Genomic DNA, 20,541 nt, shown 5'->3' with positions numbered 1-20,541 from the left:
ATGATTATCTTTATACTGTTTACTTTTCAATGTCCATTTCCTCTGCCGTCTTTCGACTGCTCTAGTACTATATCATCTTTTACACCTTATGTGCAAGGGAATATAATTACTATATTGATCGGTTATATCAATTTAAGTCTCTGTTACATATAAATTCCTCTTTTTATCTTCCTTTATCGTAAAATATTAAAATATATACTTATGCAATATTTTGCCTCTATCTGATATCACTAACAGTAGAGGCATTTTTCAGATTTTATATTAAATTTACTATGTTTGCTCAAAACAACTTCCACCTATAAATTCTTTTAATAGGGAATCTTGTGGTATATCTTTTGTCGGTGCCTCTAAAAAATATGATAAAAAGCCTAATAACCTCTTTGATTCTATATATTGTGGGTGTTTGTTATCAATTTCTTTTAACAATTTTTCAGCATAGCCTTTTAACACAAATATCTCATACATAAGTGCAGAATTAAATATAACATCTGCATTTTCCTGGAATGGGAATATATTTTTTTCCTCTCCTTTTCTAACTAAGTGCCATCTCTCAATTGTCTCTAACGCATCAATCCCTCTAAATTGATTATCTCGCACAATCCTTCTTAATAATCTATTATCCGTTGTATATATTCTGTTGTGCTCATCTAAATTAAGTGTTGTTAGGGCACTTACATATATTTTAAACTTATTTGCTGAATCAACTGACGCTGTTAACGCATCATTTAGCCCATGTATCCCCTCTATCACTATTATACTATCATCTGCCAATTTTAATTTTCTAGTTTTTTTATCTCTCGCTCCTATTTTGAAATTGAATATTGGTATCTCCACTTCTTTACCTGCTATTAGATCAACTAAATCTTGATTGAATTTTTTTATATCTAATGCATCTATAGACTCGTAATCCAAATTCCCTTCTTCGTCTCTTGGAGTATTTTTTCTATCCAAAAAATAATCATCTAAACCTATTGTCACAGGCTTCTTTTTGTTGACTCTAAGTTCCACTTCTAATCTCTTTGAAAAAGTTGTTTTCCCTGATGACGATGGCCCAGCTATCAAGACCAATTTTTTGTCATCTTCAGACGAACAAATCATATCTGCAATATGCGCAATTTTTTTCTCCTGTAATGCCTCCGCAACTCTTATATAATCTCCTAATTTCCCATCATGTATAATTTTATTTATCATCCCAACATTCTCAATCCCCAATATACTATTCCAATCTTTAAACTCTTTGAACACACCAAGAATTTTCTTTTGCTCTACAAAAAGCGGAATACGTTTGGGAGACTTTACAGTGGGACACCTTACAATTAATCCTCCTCCATAGTACACCAGCTCAAAACTAGTTAAAAATCCTGTATTGGGAACCATATATCCATAAAAATAGTTTTTTAGTCCATCTAATTCATACAAAGTAACATATTGGCGATCAGTGTATTCTATTAAATTATATTTATTTAACAATCCCACATCTTTATAAAATTTTTTACCTTTTTCAATTGGCAAGACAATTTTGGTAAATGGGAGCTCTTCATTAACTAACTCCCTCATCTTCTGCTCTATCTGTTTTACTTTTTTCTCTGTTACTTTACCCACTCCAACTAGGTCGCAATATGTTCCTTCGCTAATAGAATTCCTAACATATATATCTCCTCTACTATGCAGATCTTTTACGGCCTTTATTAGCAAAAATATAAGACTTCTTGTGTATATTCTAAATCCATCTATATCCTCTAACCCTACAAATTTTATTTCACTATCTGTATCAATTGTATAAGTTAATTCTCTTATCTCATTTTTTTGTTTCGCTGCAACTATATCACATGAACTTCTTACGTTTAATTCTTTTAATACCTCAACTAGCGATATTCCTTTTCTAAATTCCCTTGTTCCTTTATTTTTACTTGCCTCTATAGTAAGCTTTATCTTTTCCATTTTTACATCCCCCAAAATAATATAATCCCTTACATACTATAATATCGATATATTTTTATAATAGCAATATAAAAATTTTCGAAGATATTACATTTTATTACATAATTTTTAGCATCCTTCATATTACATGTATATTTATTCACAATATACATGTAATATGAAATAAATTCTACCAACTACACTTTAGAAAATCTTATGAACATCTTCAACCTGGATTATACTCCTATTTTTTGAAACAAAAAAAGAGCATTCTTTTTATATTTGACATTATCCTCCACCTACATCTTAAATTTTTTCCATAAATATCTTTATCATGATTCCACTCTTTACTCACTATATTATATTTAGGGAGAATTTATATTTTCTCAAAATGGTTTTTGTGAAATACTTTTCTCCTATAATTCTCAATAGACATAACGCGATAATGCAACAAAAATACAGAATGTGTATTCTTACCCAATTTTATTGCTATAATCTCCCGTTTTTTGGCTAATATTCGTTTAGGGTGTTATCCCAGAATTGTTAATACTGTATTTTTTAGTGATTCATACCTTACTTATAGAAGTGAGGAGATAAATCACTAAATTTTAGATAAACAAACTATTAATTTATTGCACCATGATTTAATAATACCCAAGCTATCTCCTTATAACCTTTAGCAACTGCTAAGTGTAATGGTGTGTACCCTTCTATATTTTTAGCATTTACATTTGCACCAAACTCCAATATTATCTCAACTAAGTCTACAATTATCATTTCTAATATCTATAGACGCGCCATTTTCTATTAATTCTTTCGCTATATTCATCTTAATTCTACTATCTGTCTGAACATTATATGAATATGTATTATTAAACGCACACTCAAGTGGTGTATTCCCTCTATTATCTTTTGCGTTAACATTTGCACCTTTTCCTAACAACAACTTAATTAAATCCAAATCTCTTCTATTTACTGCTAAATGTAAAGGCGTGCTTCCTTTTTCATCTCTTGCATTAACATCAATACTCTTTCCCCACAAAAGTATACTGTTATATATAACTATTGGTGTAAGATACCAAATTACTTTTATAACAACGTCACACTTAGGACAACTCCTAAATACTTTCCTAACTTCGTTCTTTACCACCTATTTCTTTATTTTTCAATAAAAATAGCGCAAGCTCTTCATCCTCATACAACAGGCTCACGCTTACTACTATTTATTTAATTACAAAAATTACATTGCACGTGTAACTTTATTTGCGCGCAAACATCTTGTACAAATGTACATTGACTTATTAGCACCATTTACAAACACCCTAACCTTCTTCACATTAGGCTTCCAAACTCTATTACTCCTCCTATGTGAGTGACTGACCTTGATTCCAAAAGTTACGCCCTTATTACAAACTTCACACTTAGCCACCAAAAACACCCCCTTCTAATAAAATCCCAAAAAACTGTGTATATCTAAAAGCCCCTATTTCGTAAACACTTAATTATCTACGACTTTCTCAACTCCTATACCTTATCACCTTTTTACTCGATTGTCAAGATAAAGTGTCTATTTAGATGCAAACTTTTTTACTTTTTATGAGTTTTTCTTGTGTCAAATCGTAGGGGAGGCTGTCACACTAGCACGGTATTGCCTTCAATAGTAGACCTTCCTTTCTTTTTTTCGCTCTCATTTTTACACAACTCATCTTTTGAAGATAATACTTTTTTATCTCTTATTGGTAATCCTTTAGTAACTCTCCCCACTTGCACAAAAAATTCATTTTTGTCATATATTCTTCCCGTTTCAGTTACACCCTTTTTTATAAAATATTCTACTACATCTAAATTTCCTTTATTAAAAGCTATTCCCAGAGCTGTTTGTTCATCACAACATCTGCCTACTTTCATTCCTCTCTCAACTAAGACCTTAATAGCATCCATATAACCACCTCGACATGCATACATCAACAAATCCATACCATTATTATCTATATCATCTATATTCGCCGAGTTTATATTACTATCTATTATATCTGACATACTCTCGCCTTTCTCTAACGCGTACATTAACACACTTTTCCCCTCTTTGTTTTTCGATGAAACTGAAGCTTCCCTTTGAACTAACTTTTTTACAAGTTCCACATTTCCCTCTTCTATAGCGTACATTAAGATACTCTTTTGTTGTTTATCTACAGCATTTACATTTGCATCTTTTTCTAATAACGCATTTATGATATCTTCATCACCTTTTTTTATTGCATGCATCAATGCACTAACCCCATTCTTATCTGATATATCTGCGCTTACCCCATTATTTAATAATTTACGAACATCTGGCACTTTGCCTTTGTTAATTGCAAGTAATAAAATTTCATTCTTATTATCTTGCTTAGTTTTTTTTGTTCTAACAATATTTTTTATCACTGATACTCTAGTATTTTTCTCTTCTTTTGCCCCTTTCTCTCTTAGCAACTTTACAATAATATCACTCCCTGATGCAATTGCTGCATTTAAATATGATACGTCTTTTTTTACATCTATACCTGTATCCAACATTTTTTTTACCGTATCTTGATCAGAATCTCTACACGCTTGAATCAACTTTCTTGATATTATTGTATACAGTACTGTTCTCGTATCACCTTTCGCTTCTCTTAGTATATCTCTTTTATCAAAGATTTGTCCTAAAACAATACCTCTCACATCATTTGCCTCAATATAAGACAAAGCTTGTACTATCTTGGCATTATCAAATTGCTTAATTAAATATTCTATAACATTAGATGGTGATTTACTCATTAAATCTGCTAAAAATTCAGGATCTATATATTTTATCATATTTAATAATCTCGATAACTCTTCCATATTCCCCAATCTACAAACTTCTGGCAACCTATGCATTGCTATATTCCTTTTTATTCCCTGTAATTTCTTTTTAGGCTGCCCTGTTAAATCAGTCAATTTATATAATTTATCTACTATATCCATATATCCCCTATTATAAGCTATATCAAGTGGATTAAATCCATTTTTATCTAGTACATTTACATTTATATCATAACACGATATCAATTTATCTACTAGTTTAATATCACCTCTTCCACACGCTTTATGTAATAATGTGCTTTTGTCTGCATTAGATGCATTAACGTTTACCTCAGGTACTAATAATAATTTTTCTAATATGTTTTCATAATTATGCAAATACGCTATACATAATGGAATATTCCCTTGATCATCAACTTCATTTACGTTAGCTCCAGCCTTTAGTAAGCTATCCAATATTTCTTCATTCCCATTTCGACACACTAAATGCAATGGCAAAACCATGTCCTCACATGGCAAATTTACATCCGCACCAGCCCTTATTAAACTATCCACCACTTCTTTATGTCCATGATTACTCGCTAAATGCAACGCTGTAATTTTTCGATTATCCTGGCTATTAACTTCTGCCCCTTTCTCTATTAACTTGTCCACTATATAGCTATTCCCACTTTGCGAAGCCAAATGTAGTGCTGTATCCCCAGTTTCATAACAATCATTCACGCGTGAGCCTGCCTCTAATAATTTGTTCACTACGTCGTTTAATCCTCTATACACCGCTATATGTAATGGTCTAACACCCCTATTATCAACTGTATTTACATCAGCTCCTTTTTCTATAAGATATTTTGCTAGTGTGCTATGTCCGTTGTAGCATGCCCTATACAATGGAGTATCCCCATCTTTATTGGCTAAATTTATATCAAACCCATTTTCTAGCAACTTATCCACTATAGACACATGTCCATATTTACATGCAACATGTAATAAGCTTTCATTATTATTATCTGGTTTGTTTAAATGCAATCCTTTTTCAAACAAATTTTCTAAAGATGTTACGTCTCCTCTCTCCACGCTCCTTAATACTAAATCCTCTACCTCTACTCTGTCTTGTTTAGAACCCGACAATAAATTTACCATATCTTCATCCAACTTCAGTAATTCTTCAACAACTATCTTATTCTTTGTCTTTCTATTTTTTTTCCCCATTCAAAAAATCTTCCTTTCGTCACTTTCATTGCCGTACAATTCTTATCACACGTACGATTACTCACACGATTATATAATATTTAATATAGTTCGTCAACATATTCCCCCTTGCCGTGTTTTCACATTGTTCTCACATATTTAAGGGAAATATTTGTGTAACCATTATACTTTTAAACCCCAAAGTGGATTTTTCTCCGAATTGGGGGCTTAAAAAATTTCTTGTTAATTTGGATCATGGATACTTATTCTGTCAGTGAATACACTATTTATTGTATTAAATATTTCCTTGCTAATCTTACCATCACATTTTCTGTTAAGTATTATTTTTTGAGGTGATATGGTTATTAACGCACCTAAAAGAATATCTTCCTTGGTTAATTTGCTATTTAAAAGTTCTTCTCTCATATCATCTATATACAAATAACTTATATCTCTTTCAAACTTATCACACAACTTAAAATCACCATTAGCATATATTGTTAAATGTACAACATCTATCCTTGACTCCTGTACTTCTATAAAATATTTTAAAAGATTTATAAATTCATTATACTCTTTATCTGTCAAATAAACATCCACAGCTTTTTCTAAAATCAACTCTAAGTCACTTTTATAGTCTTTTAATCTAAAAATTATAAATCCTTCTAACCTAATTACCTCATTCTTAGACAAATAATCAACAAGCCTCTTATAAATATAATTTTTTCTTTTGATAAAAAATACTTTGTCTACAACACTATCATTACCGTCTATAATTTCTTTTGCAACATGCATAATTTTTTTCTTCTCTTGTACATTAAAATTGATATAATCTTTTGATATTATTTTATTGAGCAAGAAAAATTCATATACATTTATTATACAATTTGTCAAAAGCTCCGCTATATCATATATAAAATCGCTATTACTTGTTTCTGATGTATATTTTATTAAATTATCATCTAACTCCTTTTTGGCATAGTCTAAAACTTTTATATCCATATCTTCGAGTTGCTTCGTTACTACTGAATAAAATTTTTTATCAACTATAATTGTGACTGTATGCATTTATTTCCACTTCCTTTCTGCCATATATTATTTGCCTTTACAAAGCTTTGTTATTCAACAAATATTTAACTATTATATGCCAAAAGCTATCATAGTGTGAAAATAATACTTAAAAGCCACATACTCCCACTAACTAAATATGACTTCCCCCTACCTACATCTCAAATTTTTGTCATAAAATTCTCGACGTGAAACTTAAGAGCTTCCTTTTGCAATAACATGTAAACAGTTGGGTTCTCCTTCTGTAGCACAAATGTGTTTAAGATAACCTCGCTAAATTTTAGGTAAAAAACTTTAAAATATTTAAAAGAGACCATACTAAATAGCCTCTTCCCTTTTACTATATTTTTTCTTTATTTTTTCTTTATTTTTTCTTTCATTATTTTCAACGCTTCGTTAAGCTGGGTATCATCTTCTTTTGGAATTTGAGACACTATATTATGCGAATATTTTTCTGGCAAATCGACTTTATAATCAACCGCTATTCCCCTATCTTGTACACACTCTCCTGTCGGAGTAAAAAATTTCGCTACTGTAAATTTCAATCCCGATCCATCAGAAAAATCTTGTACCCATTGAACTAATCCTTTACCAAACGTTTTTTTACCCACCAAGGTCGCCAAGCCATTATGTTTTAATGCTCCTGCCAATACCTCCGATGCACTTGCACTATTATTATTTACTAGAACTACAATTGGCATATTTAAACCCGGTCCTTTAGAATATTTTTCATCTCTTTTTTTATTCTTATCCTCCGTATAAACCACCAATTTACCCTTAGGTATCAACATATTCGCTACATTCAAAACTTTCGAATAACTTCCACCCGGATTGTCTCTTAAATCTATTATTAAACCTTTTATCCCTTCTTTTTTCAACTTATTCAAATGTTCCTTAAACTCTTTATCAATTTCCTCATCAAACATCTGTAAACTTATATATCCAATATTATTATCAAAAACTTTGCTAGTTGTAACTATTCTCCTTATCTCCTCTACGTCTACAACAAACCTAATTTTTCTCTCCTCTGCCGGTCTCTCTACTTCTAAAACGACACTACCTCCTGAACTGGATATCATTTTTGCAATATCATCCATATTAATTAATCCAGTTACATCTCTACCATCTATCTTAAGTATCTTATCTCCTTTACGCAATCCCGCTCTCTCTGCTGGTGTGCCTTTCATAATATCTACTATATTGACAATATCATCATCATCCATATACATAGAAACACCTATTCCCTTAAAACGACCATCCGATGATAATTTAAAATCATCCATCTCGTCTTTAGTAAAATACTCTGTATAAGGATCATCCATCACACTCGTCATACCTCTTATACAACTCTCAAGTAACTTTTCTTGATCTAGCTCCTTATAATAATACCTCGTAATAAGATATTTAAACTCCTTAGCCATCCTCAACTTATTAAAAGGTATTCTCCTTGCATCAAATGTCACAGAACTAACTACGGCACCAAGTAAATATACATTTAATAAAGCTGAAATTATCAGTACAATTGCAAGTGGATTAAATCTCCTCACTTTTCTAAATTTATTACCACTTTCTTCTTTTTCATATACTATTTTCTTTTCATATTCCACTTATCTCTTTCTCCTTAACTTTTATATATTTGCATTATATGATTATATATCAGTGCATATTAGCAAAAAAAGTAGCACCAAAGGCTACTTTTATTTGCCATTTGCAATAAACGCTGTACTCTAACTCGTATAACTTAACGGATTCACCACTGCTCCATTTTTTCTTACCTCAAAATGTAAATGTGGTCCCGTCGAATACCCTGTACTCCCAACCTTTGCGATTACTTCACCTTGCTTAACCTTTTGACCTACTCTTGCTAAAAGAGTATCACAATGTGCATATACTGATGTTATCCCTCCACCATGATCTATTATAACCACATTCCCGTACCCTCTTTGCCATCCTGATATTATAACTCTTCCTTCCTTGGCTGCAATTATAGGACTGCCTCTTCTTCCAGCTATGTCAATTCCGTGATGCGCTTTTACTCTTTTGTAAATAGGATGTACTCTTGTACCAAATGGAGATGTTATTCTTCTTGAACTTGGCAACGGCCAAAGCATTTTCCCTGATGAATATCTAGTATAACTCTTCTGTAACCCTTGTATCCTACTAGCTAATTCATTTGACTTCTTTATTAACTCATTCTCTTCTCTCTCTAACTTTCTTATCCTGCTTTGTATGTTTCTTATCTCATCATCTTTTTTAGCCCTCGAGCTTTGCATCTGTTGCATATTTCTCTTCGTTTCATTAGCTCTTCTTACCACGTTATTCTTCTCTATCTCTTTCTGCTTCTTCTTAAACTCAATATCTAACTTGTCGTTATTGATCTTTTCTATCAATATCCTATCATTACGTGATATTCTGTTTACTAACTCAATCCTGCTTAAAAAGTCTGACAAGCTCTTAGATTCAGCCATAACAGATATATACGACTTATTACTATTCTTGTACAAAACCCTTATTCTCTTTTTTAAGACATCCATCTGTTCGTCGTATCTTTCTTCTGCCTCTTTTATCGCCTTGTCTAGTAATTGTTCTTCTCTTTCTATATATTTCTTCTCTGTTATAAATCTTTTATATTTACTGTTTTCTACATTTTCTCGTCTTCTAAGGTTATTCTTCTCTCTTATAGCATTTTGCAATTTTCTACTATCATCCTTCTTCTGCTTTCCTATACTTTGTATCATACTATCAACATTCTTTTTCTGACTTCGTGTATCTAAATTGTTTGCCCCTGCTAATGGAATGTTCAGCATAATTACACTTGCTATACTCATAATTAAACTTAACCTTCTACATCTCACTAAAACCATTCCTCCTTATTTTGCTCATTTAAAATCAACTTCATCCATTTTTTAAATATTTTCTAACTGAAATTACGCCACTAACAGCTCCTAAACAGCCTCCTAACGATATGAATATCATCAAACCTTTGTTGATAACCTCTTTTAATAATATTACCCTTAGCGCTAACAAGCTATTCTCTCCATTATTTGTTAAAACATTATAACCTTGTCCAACTATTACAAAAGCAATTAACGCTCCTACTATTCCTATTATTATACCCTCTACCACAAATGGTCCACTCACAAAAATATCTGAAGCTCCTACATACTTCATTATTTCAATTTCTCTTTTTCTAGCTCCCACTGTTAACTTTATTGTATTAGATACTATACCAACTGATGCTAACAAGAAAACAACTATAAGCACAATACTTATAAAGTTTACCACATGTGCTATACCATTTATGTAATTCAATTCCCCTTTAGAAAAATTAACTGTGTCAACTCCTTGTATCTCTTTTGCGCTACTAACAAAAGCTTCACTATCACCACTGTCACGCAAATTAATCTTAAATGATATCGGCAAAAAATCTTCATTCATTCCCTCTAGAATATCTTCACCTAACAGCTCTCTAACTCTTTCAAATCCCTCTGCTTTTGTCATTTTTTTGCAACTTAAAACCCTTTTATCTTCATTTATCTTTTTCTCAATTTGATCTACTGAAACATCATCTAGGTTTTCATCACAAAATACTTCTATCATCGGTACTTTCTTTAAATTGTCTATATTTACTTTTAAATTCACAAACAACATCAAAAATATCCCAAATACCGCTATCGTTGCTGTAACAATAGCCACTGACGCTGCTGTCATAACCTTGTTTTTGTATATATTATATATCCCGTCTTTAACAATATGTTTTATAGTCTTAATTTTCATTGCTATAGAATCCTTTCTCTTCATCTCTTACTATCATACCTTTATCTATTTCTACTACTCTCTTCTTCATTTCGTCTACTATTCCTTTTTCATGAGTAGCTATTAATACTGTTGTGCCACTCCTGTTTATTTCTTCAAATATCTTTATTATATCTCTAGAATTCTCTGGATCCAAATTTCCTGTAGGCTCGTCCGCAATTATTAAATCTGGTTCATTAACTATAGCCCTTGCAATTGCTATCCTCTGCTGCTCTCCTCCGGACAACTCTCCAGGATATCTATTAGCTTTATCCGACAATCCCACTAAAGATAATACTCTTGGCACTTCTTTTTTTATTTTTCTTTCCCCTTTTTCAACTACCTCCATTGCATATGCAACATTCTCATACGCCGTTTTATTGGGAAGTAATCTAAAATCTTGAAAAACAATCCCTAATTGCCTTCTAACTTCTAATACTTCTTTTCTATCTAGCTTTGACAATTCTAATCCCTTAAAATAAATCTCTCCACCTGTCATTAACTCTTCTCTTAAAATTAACTTCAACAAAGTGGACTTTCCTGAACCACTTGTCCCAACTAGAAAGACAAATTCTTCATCATTTATACTAAGATTTATTTTATTAAGTGCAAGTGTACCATTATCATACCTTTTATAAACATCCACAAAATTTAACATTTCACTTCAATCTCCTTATTGACTAATAACCTAAAAATTCACTATGATCAAGATAATTTTTGACCAACATCGCAACTTTAAAAATAATTGCGTCATCAAACATTCTTAAATCTAATCCAGTTGCTTTTTGAATCTTATCTAATCTGTACACCAATGTATTTCTATGTATAAAAAGCTGTCTTGCAGTTTCACTAACATTTAAACTATTCTCAAAAAACTTCTGAATCGTTACAACTGTCTCAGTGTCTAATGTTTCAAATGAATCATTTCTAAACACTTCCTTTAAGAACAATCTACAAAGAGTCGTAGGTAATTGGTATATCAACCTTCCTATTCCCAATCTGTTATAATTTATAACCTGCTTATCATTTTGAAATACTCTACCTATTGTTATAGCCATCTCGGCTTCCTTATAGGCTCTATGTATATCTCTCAAATCACTTACAACAGTACTTATGCCAACTCTCACTTTTTCCATAGCCTCTGCACTTATAGTATCCGCTATGGACTTGCCTAATTTATTGGCATACCCCTCATCATCTTCTTCAACTCCTACTTCCCTTATAACTACTATTCTCTCTTCATCTGATACAATCACAAAATCTTTTTTGTCATCAGGGAACAAGCCACACAAAACATCATGCACTTGCATATCTTTAGATTTACCAGTATTAATAAGGAACACTTGCCTTAACACTTCACTTTTTATGTGCAAATCCTTCGCCCTTACACTAATATCCCCTAAAAGAATATTATCTGTAATTATACTCCTCATGAAATTAATTTTGTCATATTTTTCATCGTAGTACACTTTCGAATTCTTCACATTCATAGAGATTAAACTCAATATTTTTCTTGCATCTTGGGTCACACTCTTTATGTAAGTAATAAACTCCAACTTCCTTTTTATGTAGACCTTCTCATACAATATTCCATCTATCTCCATAAAATACACATTACTCTGTGCTGTTAATTCATCATAAATATTCTCTAGCGGTTGTCCTTCCTTACTCTCATCAGATGATGCAACTACCACTCCGCTATTATCAATTATTCCAAATTCATAGCCCACTATATCCTTTATCTGCTCAATCAACTCTTGAAACAATCTAAACGACATACATTCACCTCATTTAGCAATAAAATCGTATAGACTAGACTATTCATCCATACATTAACAAACACATTGTATCAATAATTTTATCATTTGTCAAATCCATCGACAAAACAATTCTGTAATTTCTGTTATGTCTTCAATAGTTAATTGAGTAGGCGGGAAAATTTAGTCGTTTCCCTTACCTCTCACACCACCAGTGCATACCGTTCGGTACACGGCGGTTCTTTAGTTTTCACATACTTTCAGATAGTAGTCTGTCATATACATATATCCGAGATTGGATATTGCTTGTTTGGTTAGTGTATAATTTAGCACTAACGATGATCGCCATATCCCTTTACGGCTGTTCGCTAATTCTAGCACTGCCCATTCAGGTAAATTTAGACTTCTAAGTTTTCTAATTTTCGTCTTGACCTTTTTCCATTGCTTCCAATATATTGCTCTTATTCGATGCCTCATCCATTCGTCTGATCTCTGTAAGAGTTTTTTCATATCCGCCAGCTTAAAATAGTTGATCCATCCTCTTATGTACTGTTTTAGTTTTAGAATTCGCGTTTCATTACTCCATACGTTACTTCTGTTTGTTAGCTCCTTGATTTCCTTCTTCATTTAACATTATATTGCTTAGTAGTAGACTAAGTGGACCTCCCTCTTCTTTTGGTATTTCCACTCTTCTGACTGGATTGGGTTTGTATTTCCCATTTAGTACTTCTCATCATTCGTTCTTACTACGGCTTCTTACTCTGTTTTCACCGCTAATAAGACCTCCCCGGCTACCACACGTCTCTTTCACTCCATGCGTCTGCCGCATTTACTATATTATGGTTCTGTATAGTTATCGGGCTTTAGTCTGTATTGCGACCTTGCCCCCATATATAGCCTATATGTGATTTCTGTTCGTCAGACCAGAGTTTTGCTTACAGCTTCCTTCAGATTCCATCTCCCGATAGACACCCTTTCTGTTCGGCTATATCCTTCCCACTGTCGGGCGGATTAGGGACTTTTACCCCCTAGAGATGTGCGCCGCCAGGCGCACAACAAAATCGACCCTAAAGGGTCGTGGCTTTTAACCGGATTAATTTTTGTAAAAGTATTCTCGCTAAATTTTAGATAAACCTCCCATATTGCCTAGCCTCAAAGAGCCCTCCAAAACTAGACAATATATCGAGTATAATTAGTTTATTATAGCAACTTGAGTATCTTTATCAAATACATGAACTTTGTTCATATCAAATGCCACCCTTATAACATCCTCAGGCCTTACCTTAGTTCTAGGATTTACCCTGGCTATTATTTCAACTCCGTCTATGTTCAAGTACAAATTAGTCTCTGCTCCTAACATTTCTGTTATTTCCACTTTTGCTTCAACTGTGCTGTTATTCATATTATTAACATAAATTTCTTCATCATGTACATTCTCGGGACGTATCCCCACTACTACTTCTTTATCAATATACTCATCACTTAACTTACTAGTTTTACCTTCTGGAATCGCTATTTTACTTTTCCCAAACTCAAAATAAAATTTATTTCCTTCTTTCTTTAGTTGTGCATTTATAAAATTCATTTGTGGACTTCCTATAAACCCTGCAACAAACATATTAACAGGTTTTTCATACAACTCTTGCGGACTCGCTACTTGTTGTATAACTCCATCCTTCATAACAACTATCTTTGTTCCCATCGTTAACGCCTCTGTTTGATCATGCGTCACATAAACAAAAGTTGTCTTTAGTTTTTGATGAAGTTTGCTTATAGTCGCCCTCATTTGTACTCTTAACTTTGCATCTAAATTCGATAAAGGCTCATCCATTAAAAACACCTTTGGCTCTCTTACTATTGCTCTACCCAAAGCCACTCTCTGTCTTTGTCCTCCTGACAATGCCTTAGGCTTTCTATCTAGTAAATGCTCTATATCCAAGCTCTTAGCCGCATCATGTACTTTTTTGTTTATCTCTTCTTTTGGCATCTTTCTTAGCCTTAAACCAAATGCCATATTCTCAAAAACAGTCATATGAGGGTACAAGGCATAATTTTGGAAAACCATTGCTATATCTCTATCTTTAGGTGCAACATCGTTAACTAGCTTATCCCCTATGTACAACTCCCCTGATGTAATCTCTTCTAAGCCTGCTATCATTCTTAATGTTGTGGACTTTCCACACCCAGACGGGCCAACCAGTATCACAAACTCTTTATCCTCTATTTCAAGATTTGCGTTCTTTACTGCATCTACCTTTCCTGCATACCTTTTTCCTATGTTTCTCAAACTTAATCCTGCCATTGCAATCCTCCCAATCCTATCTCTTATTCCCATTTTTGGTACTTAATGAATATATCACTTTATTGAGAAATTTACTAGCTTCTTTTTTAACAAAAAAACACCCAGCATTTTGTGTATTTTAACAAAATTTATTTTTTTATAGTTAATCTCACTATGTCAAATCCAGCATAGTTTGTCCTTCGAATACCATTTTCCTCTTCCGTTAATATCATTAATTCATATTCTCCAGCCTTTATTCTCTTAGGCATCTTTATACTAACTATACCTTCTTCACAAGTTGTATTTTCAAACTTGCCATAGTACAGTGCATCTCCATTTCTATCTTTTATTATAGCTGATATATATTCACTACCACCTTCTTCTCCTGCAACCGCATTATGATAATTTAAATCTATGTTATCTCCAGGCTTTGCTGAAATTTCTTCTTCAGCTACTTTAAAATTATTCCTTTCTTCATCTAGTAATGTTAATTTATTTTTACTAGCGTTTAAACGATTAACTAATTTAAATTCTCCTAACTCACACCACTTCCAATTACCACTCGATTTATATATGATACTAGAAACTGGTATGTCTACTTTTATATGAGAAACCTCTTTTTCTTCTTGCTCTTCCTTGTATTTTTGCTTTAGCTTATTTAAAATTTTATCTAGTATATTATTAGCTTCCTCTTTTACCTTACCTTTTATCTTTTCTTTTACTTCTATTATGTCACCTTCTTTATTTTTTATAACATTTCCTTCTTTTAATGTAAAATAATCTTTCATATTAACTTTACTATCTCTTCTCTGAATCTTTTTCTTGTTTGTTGATATGCTAAGCACATCTTTTTCTAAAACAATATCATCTCTTACTTGCCATAAAATATCTCTACCTCGAGCTCGTGTAGTATACATACCGTTATCAGGAACTTCTCCAAAAAATATGTATTGTGAACTGTCTATTTCTAAATCAAATCCACCTACTGTCTTCTCAGCGTACGAAGCAAACACAGATGCTGACATTATACCTGCAACTATTGATATACCTGTAATAAGGCTTATAAACTTATTCTTTTGTTCTTTCACTTTCTCTTCACTCCTTAAATTTATTGTTAGGCTTATAAGTCATAATAAGTATAAATTACTTTTAATTACTTATTTACCTGTTTGTTCCAATTATAGCATGTATTACATTTCTTGTCAATACATATATTTTTTTCTTTTTATTCGACAAATATTTTTGTGTTGTTTTATTACATCATATGTAAAAAGGGAAGATCCCTTTTTAAAGAAATCTTCCCTTTTATCTATAAAACTACTTATGTCGTATTCGCAATGTAGGCTCCCCTACAATAAATCTACTCCGTTACTCGTACCTATTCTACTAGCACCTGCTTTTATCATTTCCTCCATAACAGCTGCTGTCCTTATCCCTCCAGATGCTTTTACTCCCATCTCTTCGCCAACTACTTCTCTCATTAATGCTACATCATGACTTGTAGCTCCATTTGTGCCAAATCCTGTTGATGTTTTCACAAATTGCGCTCCTGCTTCTTTTGCTATTTTACATACAATTCTTTTCTCTTCATCCGTTAAATAACATGTCTCTATTATAACTTTCACTGTATTTCCTTTTGCTTCTTTCACAACTTTGGCAATATCATCCCTTACTAAATTGACATTACCCTGCTTTAGTGCACCTATATTTATAACCATATCTATCTCTTGCGCACCATCTCTTAGTGCAAGCCGAGTTTCATAAGCCTTTACCTCTGGCATATTTGCACCTAATGGAAATCCAATAACTGTACACACTTTTACATCTGTACCTTTTAATTTATTTGCTACTAACCTTACATAGTAAGGATTCACACAAACTGAACAAAATCCATACTCAATTGCTTCATCACAATATTTTTCTACTTCCTTCTCTGTTGCATACGGTTTTAGTATTGTATGATCTATTAGTCTTACTCTACTATCCATATTATCTTTCTCCTTTTTCATATGGTATTCCACCCGCTTTTGGACCAACTGATTTTGCTCCAGCTACTCCTAACACAACTATTGTTATTACGTAAGGAAGCATACTAACAAACTGCGACGGCACCGATACTCCAAATATTGATGATCCTGAAAGTGACATTGATAATTTATCAAAATATCCAAACAACACTGCTGCTATACATGCTCCTACTGGATGCCATCTTCCAGCTATCATCGCTGCTAAAGCTATAAATCCTCTACCGGACACCATATTCTTTGAAAACTCATCTGATACTCCTATAGATAAATGTGCCCCTGCTATTCCTCCTAGAACACCACTTATAATAACTGCAGCATACCTCATTCTATAAACATCTACACCAACTGTATCAGCTGCCGCCGGATGTTCTCCCACTGTTCTTAACCTTAAACCAAATGGTGTTTTATATAAAATTATCCAAGATAATACTACCATTGCAAAAGCAATAAATACTGTTGGTGGATACTCTCCCCAATCAGCTAATTTCTGTACTTTACTTGATGAACCTGCAGCCTTAAATATTACTTTCAAAAGATATATTGTTGCACCACCTGCAAAAAGATTTAATGCTGTACCACTAATGACTTGATTTGCCTTTATCTCTACACTAAACACTGCATGAATATACCCTAAAAGTCCTCCTACTATTACTGCTACTATAAGCCCTATCCATGCATTACCAGTTAAATATGATCCTAAAACTGCAGCAAACGCTCCCAACGTCATAATGCCCTCTAACGCTATGTTTACAACACCAGCTCTTTCTGAAAAACAACCACCTAGTGCTGCTAAGATAAGAGGTGTCGCCATTCTAATTGTTGCTCCTAATATTGCAATAGAAAAAAACTTATCCATTAGGCCCCTACCTCCTTGTTTCTACTACTAATAACATACTTTATAAATTTATTACTTGCTATGAAAAATATAATTATCGCTTGTATTATTGCTATAATTTCTTGAGGAACTTCAGCAGATAAAGCCATATTTAATCCTCCAGAAGCCAATGCTCCAAACAATATCCCTGAAAAAATTATACCTATTGGATTGTTATTTACTAAAAGCGCCACTGCCATACCCTCAAATCCTAATCCTGCTGATACACCATTTATTAAATGATGATACTCTCCTAACACTCTATCTGCACCAGCAATACCTGCTAGCGCTCCACTTATAATCATAACTAATACTAAATTCTTGGCTATTTTTATACCACCATTTTCTGCGGCCAATGGTGAATTTCCAACAGCTCTTAATTCATATCCTAAAACTGTTTTTTCTACAAGAATATATATTAAAATACTTGCTATAACTGCAATTACAAATCCCACACTAACTGTCGAACTTTCAAATGCTTTCTTGAATATTTCCGATAATCTTAAAAATTTAGCACTATCTAACACATCAGGTGTCTTTGGCTGTCCTCCTGGTGCTTGTAGTTTTACTATCACATATGACACTACTGATGTAGCCACATAGTTTAACATTATAGTTGTCAATACCTCATGAACTCCTCTGTACGCCTTCAATAAACCTGGTATTAAACCCCACAAAGCACCTGCTACTACTGCTCCTAGTACAGTAACCACAATATGCAATATTCCTGGCAATCCTGTAACATAATGTCCTATTATAGCCGCCACTGTTGCTCCTACCAACAACTGTCCTTCTACTCCTATATTAAATAACCCACATTTAAACGCTATTGCAACACCCAATCCAGTTAAAATCAATGGTGTAGCTCTAGCTAATGTGTTACCCAATGCATACAAATCCCCAAATGCGCCTAAAAATAAAGCCTTATACGCATTCCATGGATTCTTATTTGCTGCCCATATTATAAATGCACCTATTATAAGCGACAATACAACAGCTATCACCGGAAACAAAATATCCATAACCTTACTCTTGGTTATCAATCTATTTTCTTTCAAATTTTGCACTCTTTCCTTACTCATTCTTAATTTTCCTCCTCTGTACTAGAGCTACTTCTCTTTATTCCAGCCATTAACAGACCCAACTCATTCTCTGTTGCGCCTTTGGCATTCAAAACTTTAACTATCTCACCTTCATATATAACTGCAATTCTATCGCTTAGTGACATAATTTCTTGAAGATCTGCCGAAATCAATAACACCGCTTTTCCATTATTTCTTCTCTCAATTATCTTCTTATGTATGAATTCTATAGCTCCAATATCAACACCTCTAGTAGGTTGAGACGCTATTAATAACTCTGGATCTGCTCCAAATTCTCTTGCTATTATAACTTTCTGCTGATTACCACCAGATAACGCTCTTACTTTTACATTGTCCTTTGCTGGCCTTATATCGTACTCCTCTATACATTTCTTTGCATTCTTATGTATAGCTTTCCTATTTAGAAAACCACATCTATTAAATGGTGCCTTATAATGATCTCCCAATATCAAATTCTCTGCTAAGGTATTTTTTAATAATACCCCTCTTTGATGCCTGTCCTCTGGAATATTCGCTATTCCTTTCTCTCTTATTTTTCTCGAAGAAAGATTTGTGATGTCTTCACCTTTTAATCTTATCACACCACTAGCCGCTTCTCTTAACCCTGTCAGCACTTCAAGCAATTCTGTTTGACCATTACCATCCACTCCTGCTATCCCCAAAACTTCTCCTTCATGGACCTCTAACGTTACTCCTCTTAAGCCCTCTATTTCGTCTCCCATTTTACTTGATGCGCGCAAGTTTTCTATCTTCAGAACAACATCTCCTCTGGAAATATTTTTCTTATCAACCTCTAACGATATTTCTCTTCCTACCATCATAGTTGCCAACTCATGCTCATCAGTATCTTTAGTTAAGACATTTCCTACTAACTCTCCCTTTCTCAAAATAGATACTCTATCCGATATCTCCATAACCTCTCTTAGCTTATGAGTAATTATTATTATCGTCTTGCCTTGCGACTTTAGAAGTCTTAATATCCCGAAAAACTCCTCTACCTCCTGCGGAGTTAACACTGCTGTTGGTTCATCTAATATTAAAATTTCTGCTCCTCTATAAAGTGTCTTTATTATTTCTACTCTCTGCTGCATACCAACTGAAATAGTAGCTATCTTTGCATTAGGATCTACTTTTAACCCGTACTGTTGTGATATTTTCTTTACATCTTCTACTGCCTTTTTGTTATCAACAAACAATCCTTTTTTGGGCTCTTTTCCTAAAATTATATTCTCAGCTACTGTAAAAGGTTCAACTAACATAAAGTGCTGGAACACCATACCAATACCGTTTCTTATTGCTACACTTGGTTCACTAATATCTATTTTATTCCCTCTTATGTATATATCGCCTTCATCTGCTGGATATAATCCATACAATATACTCATAAGAGTTGTCTTACCTGCTCCATTTTCTCCTACTAATGCGTGAATCTCTCCTTTATATACATCAAAACTCACATTTTTATTAGCAAAATTACCATAAAACGTTTTTGTTATATTTTTCATACTAAGAATCGGTTCCATCTTTTAATCCTCCAAAATACTTTTACCTTTTTTATTATACTACTCAGGCTTTCCCTCAACTGACCAATCTGGAACTATAATACTTCCTTCTATAATGCCCTCTTTCGCTTTTTGTACATTCTTCTTTACTCGCTGAGGTATTGCATCTTTCATATCTTTTATTACCTTTTGTTCTTTTT

The 20,541-nt window shown here is 33.0% G+C and carries 18 protein-coding genes; all 18 read right to left on the bottom strand.

What is annotated here, in order from left to right; genetic code table 11:
• Nucleotides 1–270: 270 nt before the first annotated feature.
• The 18 genes from J6Y29_01375 to J6Y29_01290 all read right to left on the bottom strand — a co-directional run bounded on the left by J6Y29_01375 (nucleotide 271) and on the right by J6Y29_01290 (nucleotide 20,362).
• Nucleotides 271–1,941, bottom strand: coding sequence for a nucleoside kinase (locus tag J6Y29_01375; protein MBP5426543.1), 1,671 nt, complete (start codon nucleotides 1,939–1,941; stop codon nucleotides 271–273).
• Between the two features lie 603 nt (nucleotides 1,942–2,544).
• Nucleotides 2,545–2,697 carry an ankyrin repeat domain-containing protein gene (locus J6Y29_01370; protein MBP5426542.1) on the bottom strand — a complete coding sequence of 51 codons (153 nt, stop codon included), beginning with the start codon at nucleotides 2,695–2,697 and terminating at the stop codon, nucleotides 2,545–2,547.
• Entirely contained in the window at nucleotides 2,675–3,070 is a 396-nt protein-coding gene (locus tag J6Y29_01365) for an ankyrin repeat domain-containing protein (GenBank protein MBP5426541.1), read from the bottom strand. Before J6Y29_01365 ends, J6Y29_01370 begins: the two co-directional genes overlap by 23 nt.
• 90 nt (nucleotides 3,071–3,160) lie before the next feature.
• On the bottom strand, nucleotides 3,161–3,349 hold the full coding sequence (locus tag J6Y29_01360; protein ID MBP5426540.1) for a 50S ribosomal protein L28: 189 nt from the start codon (nucleotides 3,347–3,349) through the stop codon (nucleotides 3,161–3,163).
• A 203-nt stretch (nucleotides 3,350–3,552) separates the two neighbouring features.
• Entirely contained in the window at nucleotides 3,553–5,955 is a 2,403-nt protein-coding gene (locus J6Y29_01355; protein ID MBP5426539.1) for an ankyrin repeat domain-containing protein, read from the bottom strand.
• Nucleotides 5,956–6,177: 222 nt separating this feature from the next.
• Nucleotides 6,178–7,002, bottom strand: a complete 825-nt coding sequence (locus J6Y29_01350; GenBank protein ID MBP5426538.1) for a putative sporulation protein YtxC — start codon at nucleotides 7,000–7,002, stop codon at nucleotides 6,178–6,180.
• A gap of 353 nt (nucleotides 7,003–7,355) precedes the next feature.
• Nucleotides 7,356–8,609: a S41 family peptidase gene (locus J6Y29_01345; protein ID MBP5426537.1), complete on the bottom strand. Its 1,254-nt coding sequence runs from the start codon at nucleotides 8,607–8,609 to the stop codon at nucleotides 7,356–7,358.
• Nucleotides 8,610–8,729: 120 nt separating this feature from the next.
• Nucleotides 8,730–9,866 carry a peptidoglycan DD-metalloendopeptidase family protein gene (locus J6Y29_01340; protein ID MBP5426536.1) on the bottom strand — a complete coding sequence of 379 codons (1,137 nt, stop codon included), beginning with the start codon at nucleotides 9,864–9,866 and terminating at the stop codon, nucleotides 8,730–8,732.
• A gap of 31 nt (nucleotides 9,867–9,897) precedes the next feature.
• A complete protein-coding gene (locus J6Y29_01335) occupies nucleotides 9,898–10,803 on the bottom strand; it encodes an ABC transporter permease (protein ID MBP5426535.1) in 906 nt (301 codons plus the stop codon).
• Complete coding sequence (ftsE, locus tag J6Y29_01330) at nucleotides 10,769–11,455, bottom strand: cell division ATP-binding protein FtsE (GenBank protein ID MBP5426534.1); 687 nt, start codon at nucleotides 11,453–11,455, stop codon at nucleotides 10,769–10,771. Before ftsE ends, J6Y29_01335 begins: the two co-directional genes overlap by 35 nt.
• A gap of 22 nt (nucleotides 11,456–11,477) precedes the next feature.
• Entirely contained in the window at nucleotides 11,478–12,575 is a 1,098-nt protein-coding gene (locus J6Y29_01325; protein MBP5426533.1) for a helix-turn-helix domain-containing protein, read from the bottom strand.
• A 222-nt stretch (nucleotides 12,576–12,797) separates the two neighbouring features.
• The gene (locus J6Y29_01320) at nucleotides 12,798–13,181 is read right to left on the bottom strand and encodes an RNA-directed DNA polymerase (GenBank protein MBP5426532.1); all 384 of its coding nucleotides are present in this window, start codon (nucleotides 13,179–13,181) and stop codon (nucleotides 12,798–12,800) included.
• Nucleotides 13,182–13,746: 565 nt separating this feature from the next.
• Nucleotides 13,747–14,856 (bottom strand): sn-glycerol-3-phosphate ABC transporter ATP-binding protein UgpC, encoded by a 1,110-nt coding sequence (gene ugpC, locus J6Y29_01315; protein MBP5426531.1) that lies wholly within the window; start codon nucleotides 14,854–14,856, stop codon nucleotides 13,747–13,749.
• Between the two features lie 128 nt (nucleotides 14,857–14,984).
• Nucleotides 14,985–15,923 carry a hypothetical protein gene (locus tag J6Y29_01310; GenBank protein ID MBP5426530.1) on the bottom strand — a complete coding sequence of 313 codons (939 nt, stop codon included), beginning with the start codon at nucleotides 15,921–15,923 and terminating at the stop codon, nucleotides 14,985–14,987.
• A 261-nt stretch (nucleotides 15,924–16,184) separates the two neighbouring features.
• Nucleotides 16,185–16,823 carry a deoxyribose-phosphate aldolase gene (deoC, locus tag J6Y29_01305; protein MBP5426529.1) on the bottom strand — a complete coding sequence of 213 codons (639 nt, stop codon included), beginning with the start codon at nucleotides 16,821–16,823 and terminating at the stop codon, nucleotides 16,185–16,187.
• Nucleotide 16,824: 1 nt separating this feature from the next.
• Entirely contained in the window at nucleotides 16,825–17,718 is an 894-nt protein-coding gene (locus J6Y29_01300) for an ABC transporter permease (GenBank protein MBP5426528.1), read from the bottom strand.
• Nucleotides 17,718–18,818: an ABC transporter permease gene (locus tag J6Y29_01295; GenBank protein MBP5426527.1), complete on the bottom strand. Its 1,101-nt coding sequence runs from the start codon at nucleotides 18,816–18,818 to the stop codon at nucleotides 17,718–17,720. The genes J6Y29_01300 and J6Y29_01295 overlap by 1 nt, the downstream gene beginning before the upstream one ends.
• Before the next feature lie 2 nt (nucleotides 18,819–18,820).
• Nucleotides 18,821–20,362 (bottom strand): ABC transporter ATP-binding protein, encoded by a 1,542-nt coding sequence (locus J6Y29_01290; protein MBP5426526.1) that lies wholly within the window; start codon nucleotides 20,360–20,362, stop codon nucleotides 18,821–18,823.
• Nucleotides 20,363–20,541: the final 179 nt, after the last annotated feature.

It is taken from the genome of Clostridiales bacterium (genome assembly GCA_017961515.1).
GTDB lineage: Bacteria > Bacillota > Clostridia > Acetivibrionales > RGIG10202 > RGIG10202.
The sequence above is the reverse complement of the archived record's forward strand: the minus strand, read 5'-3'. Positions and strand labels throughout refer to the sequence as shown.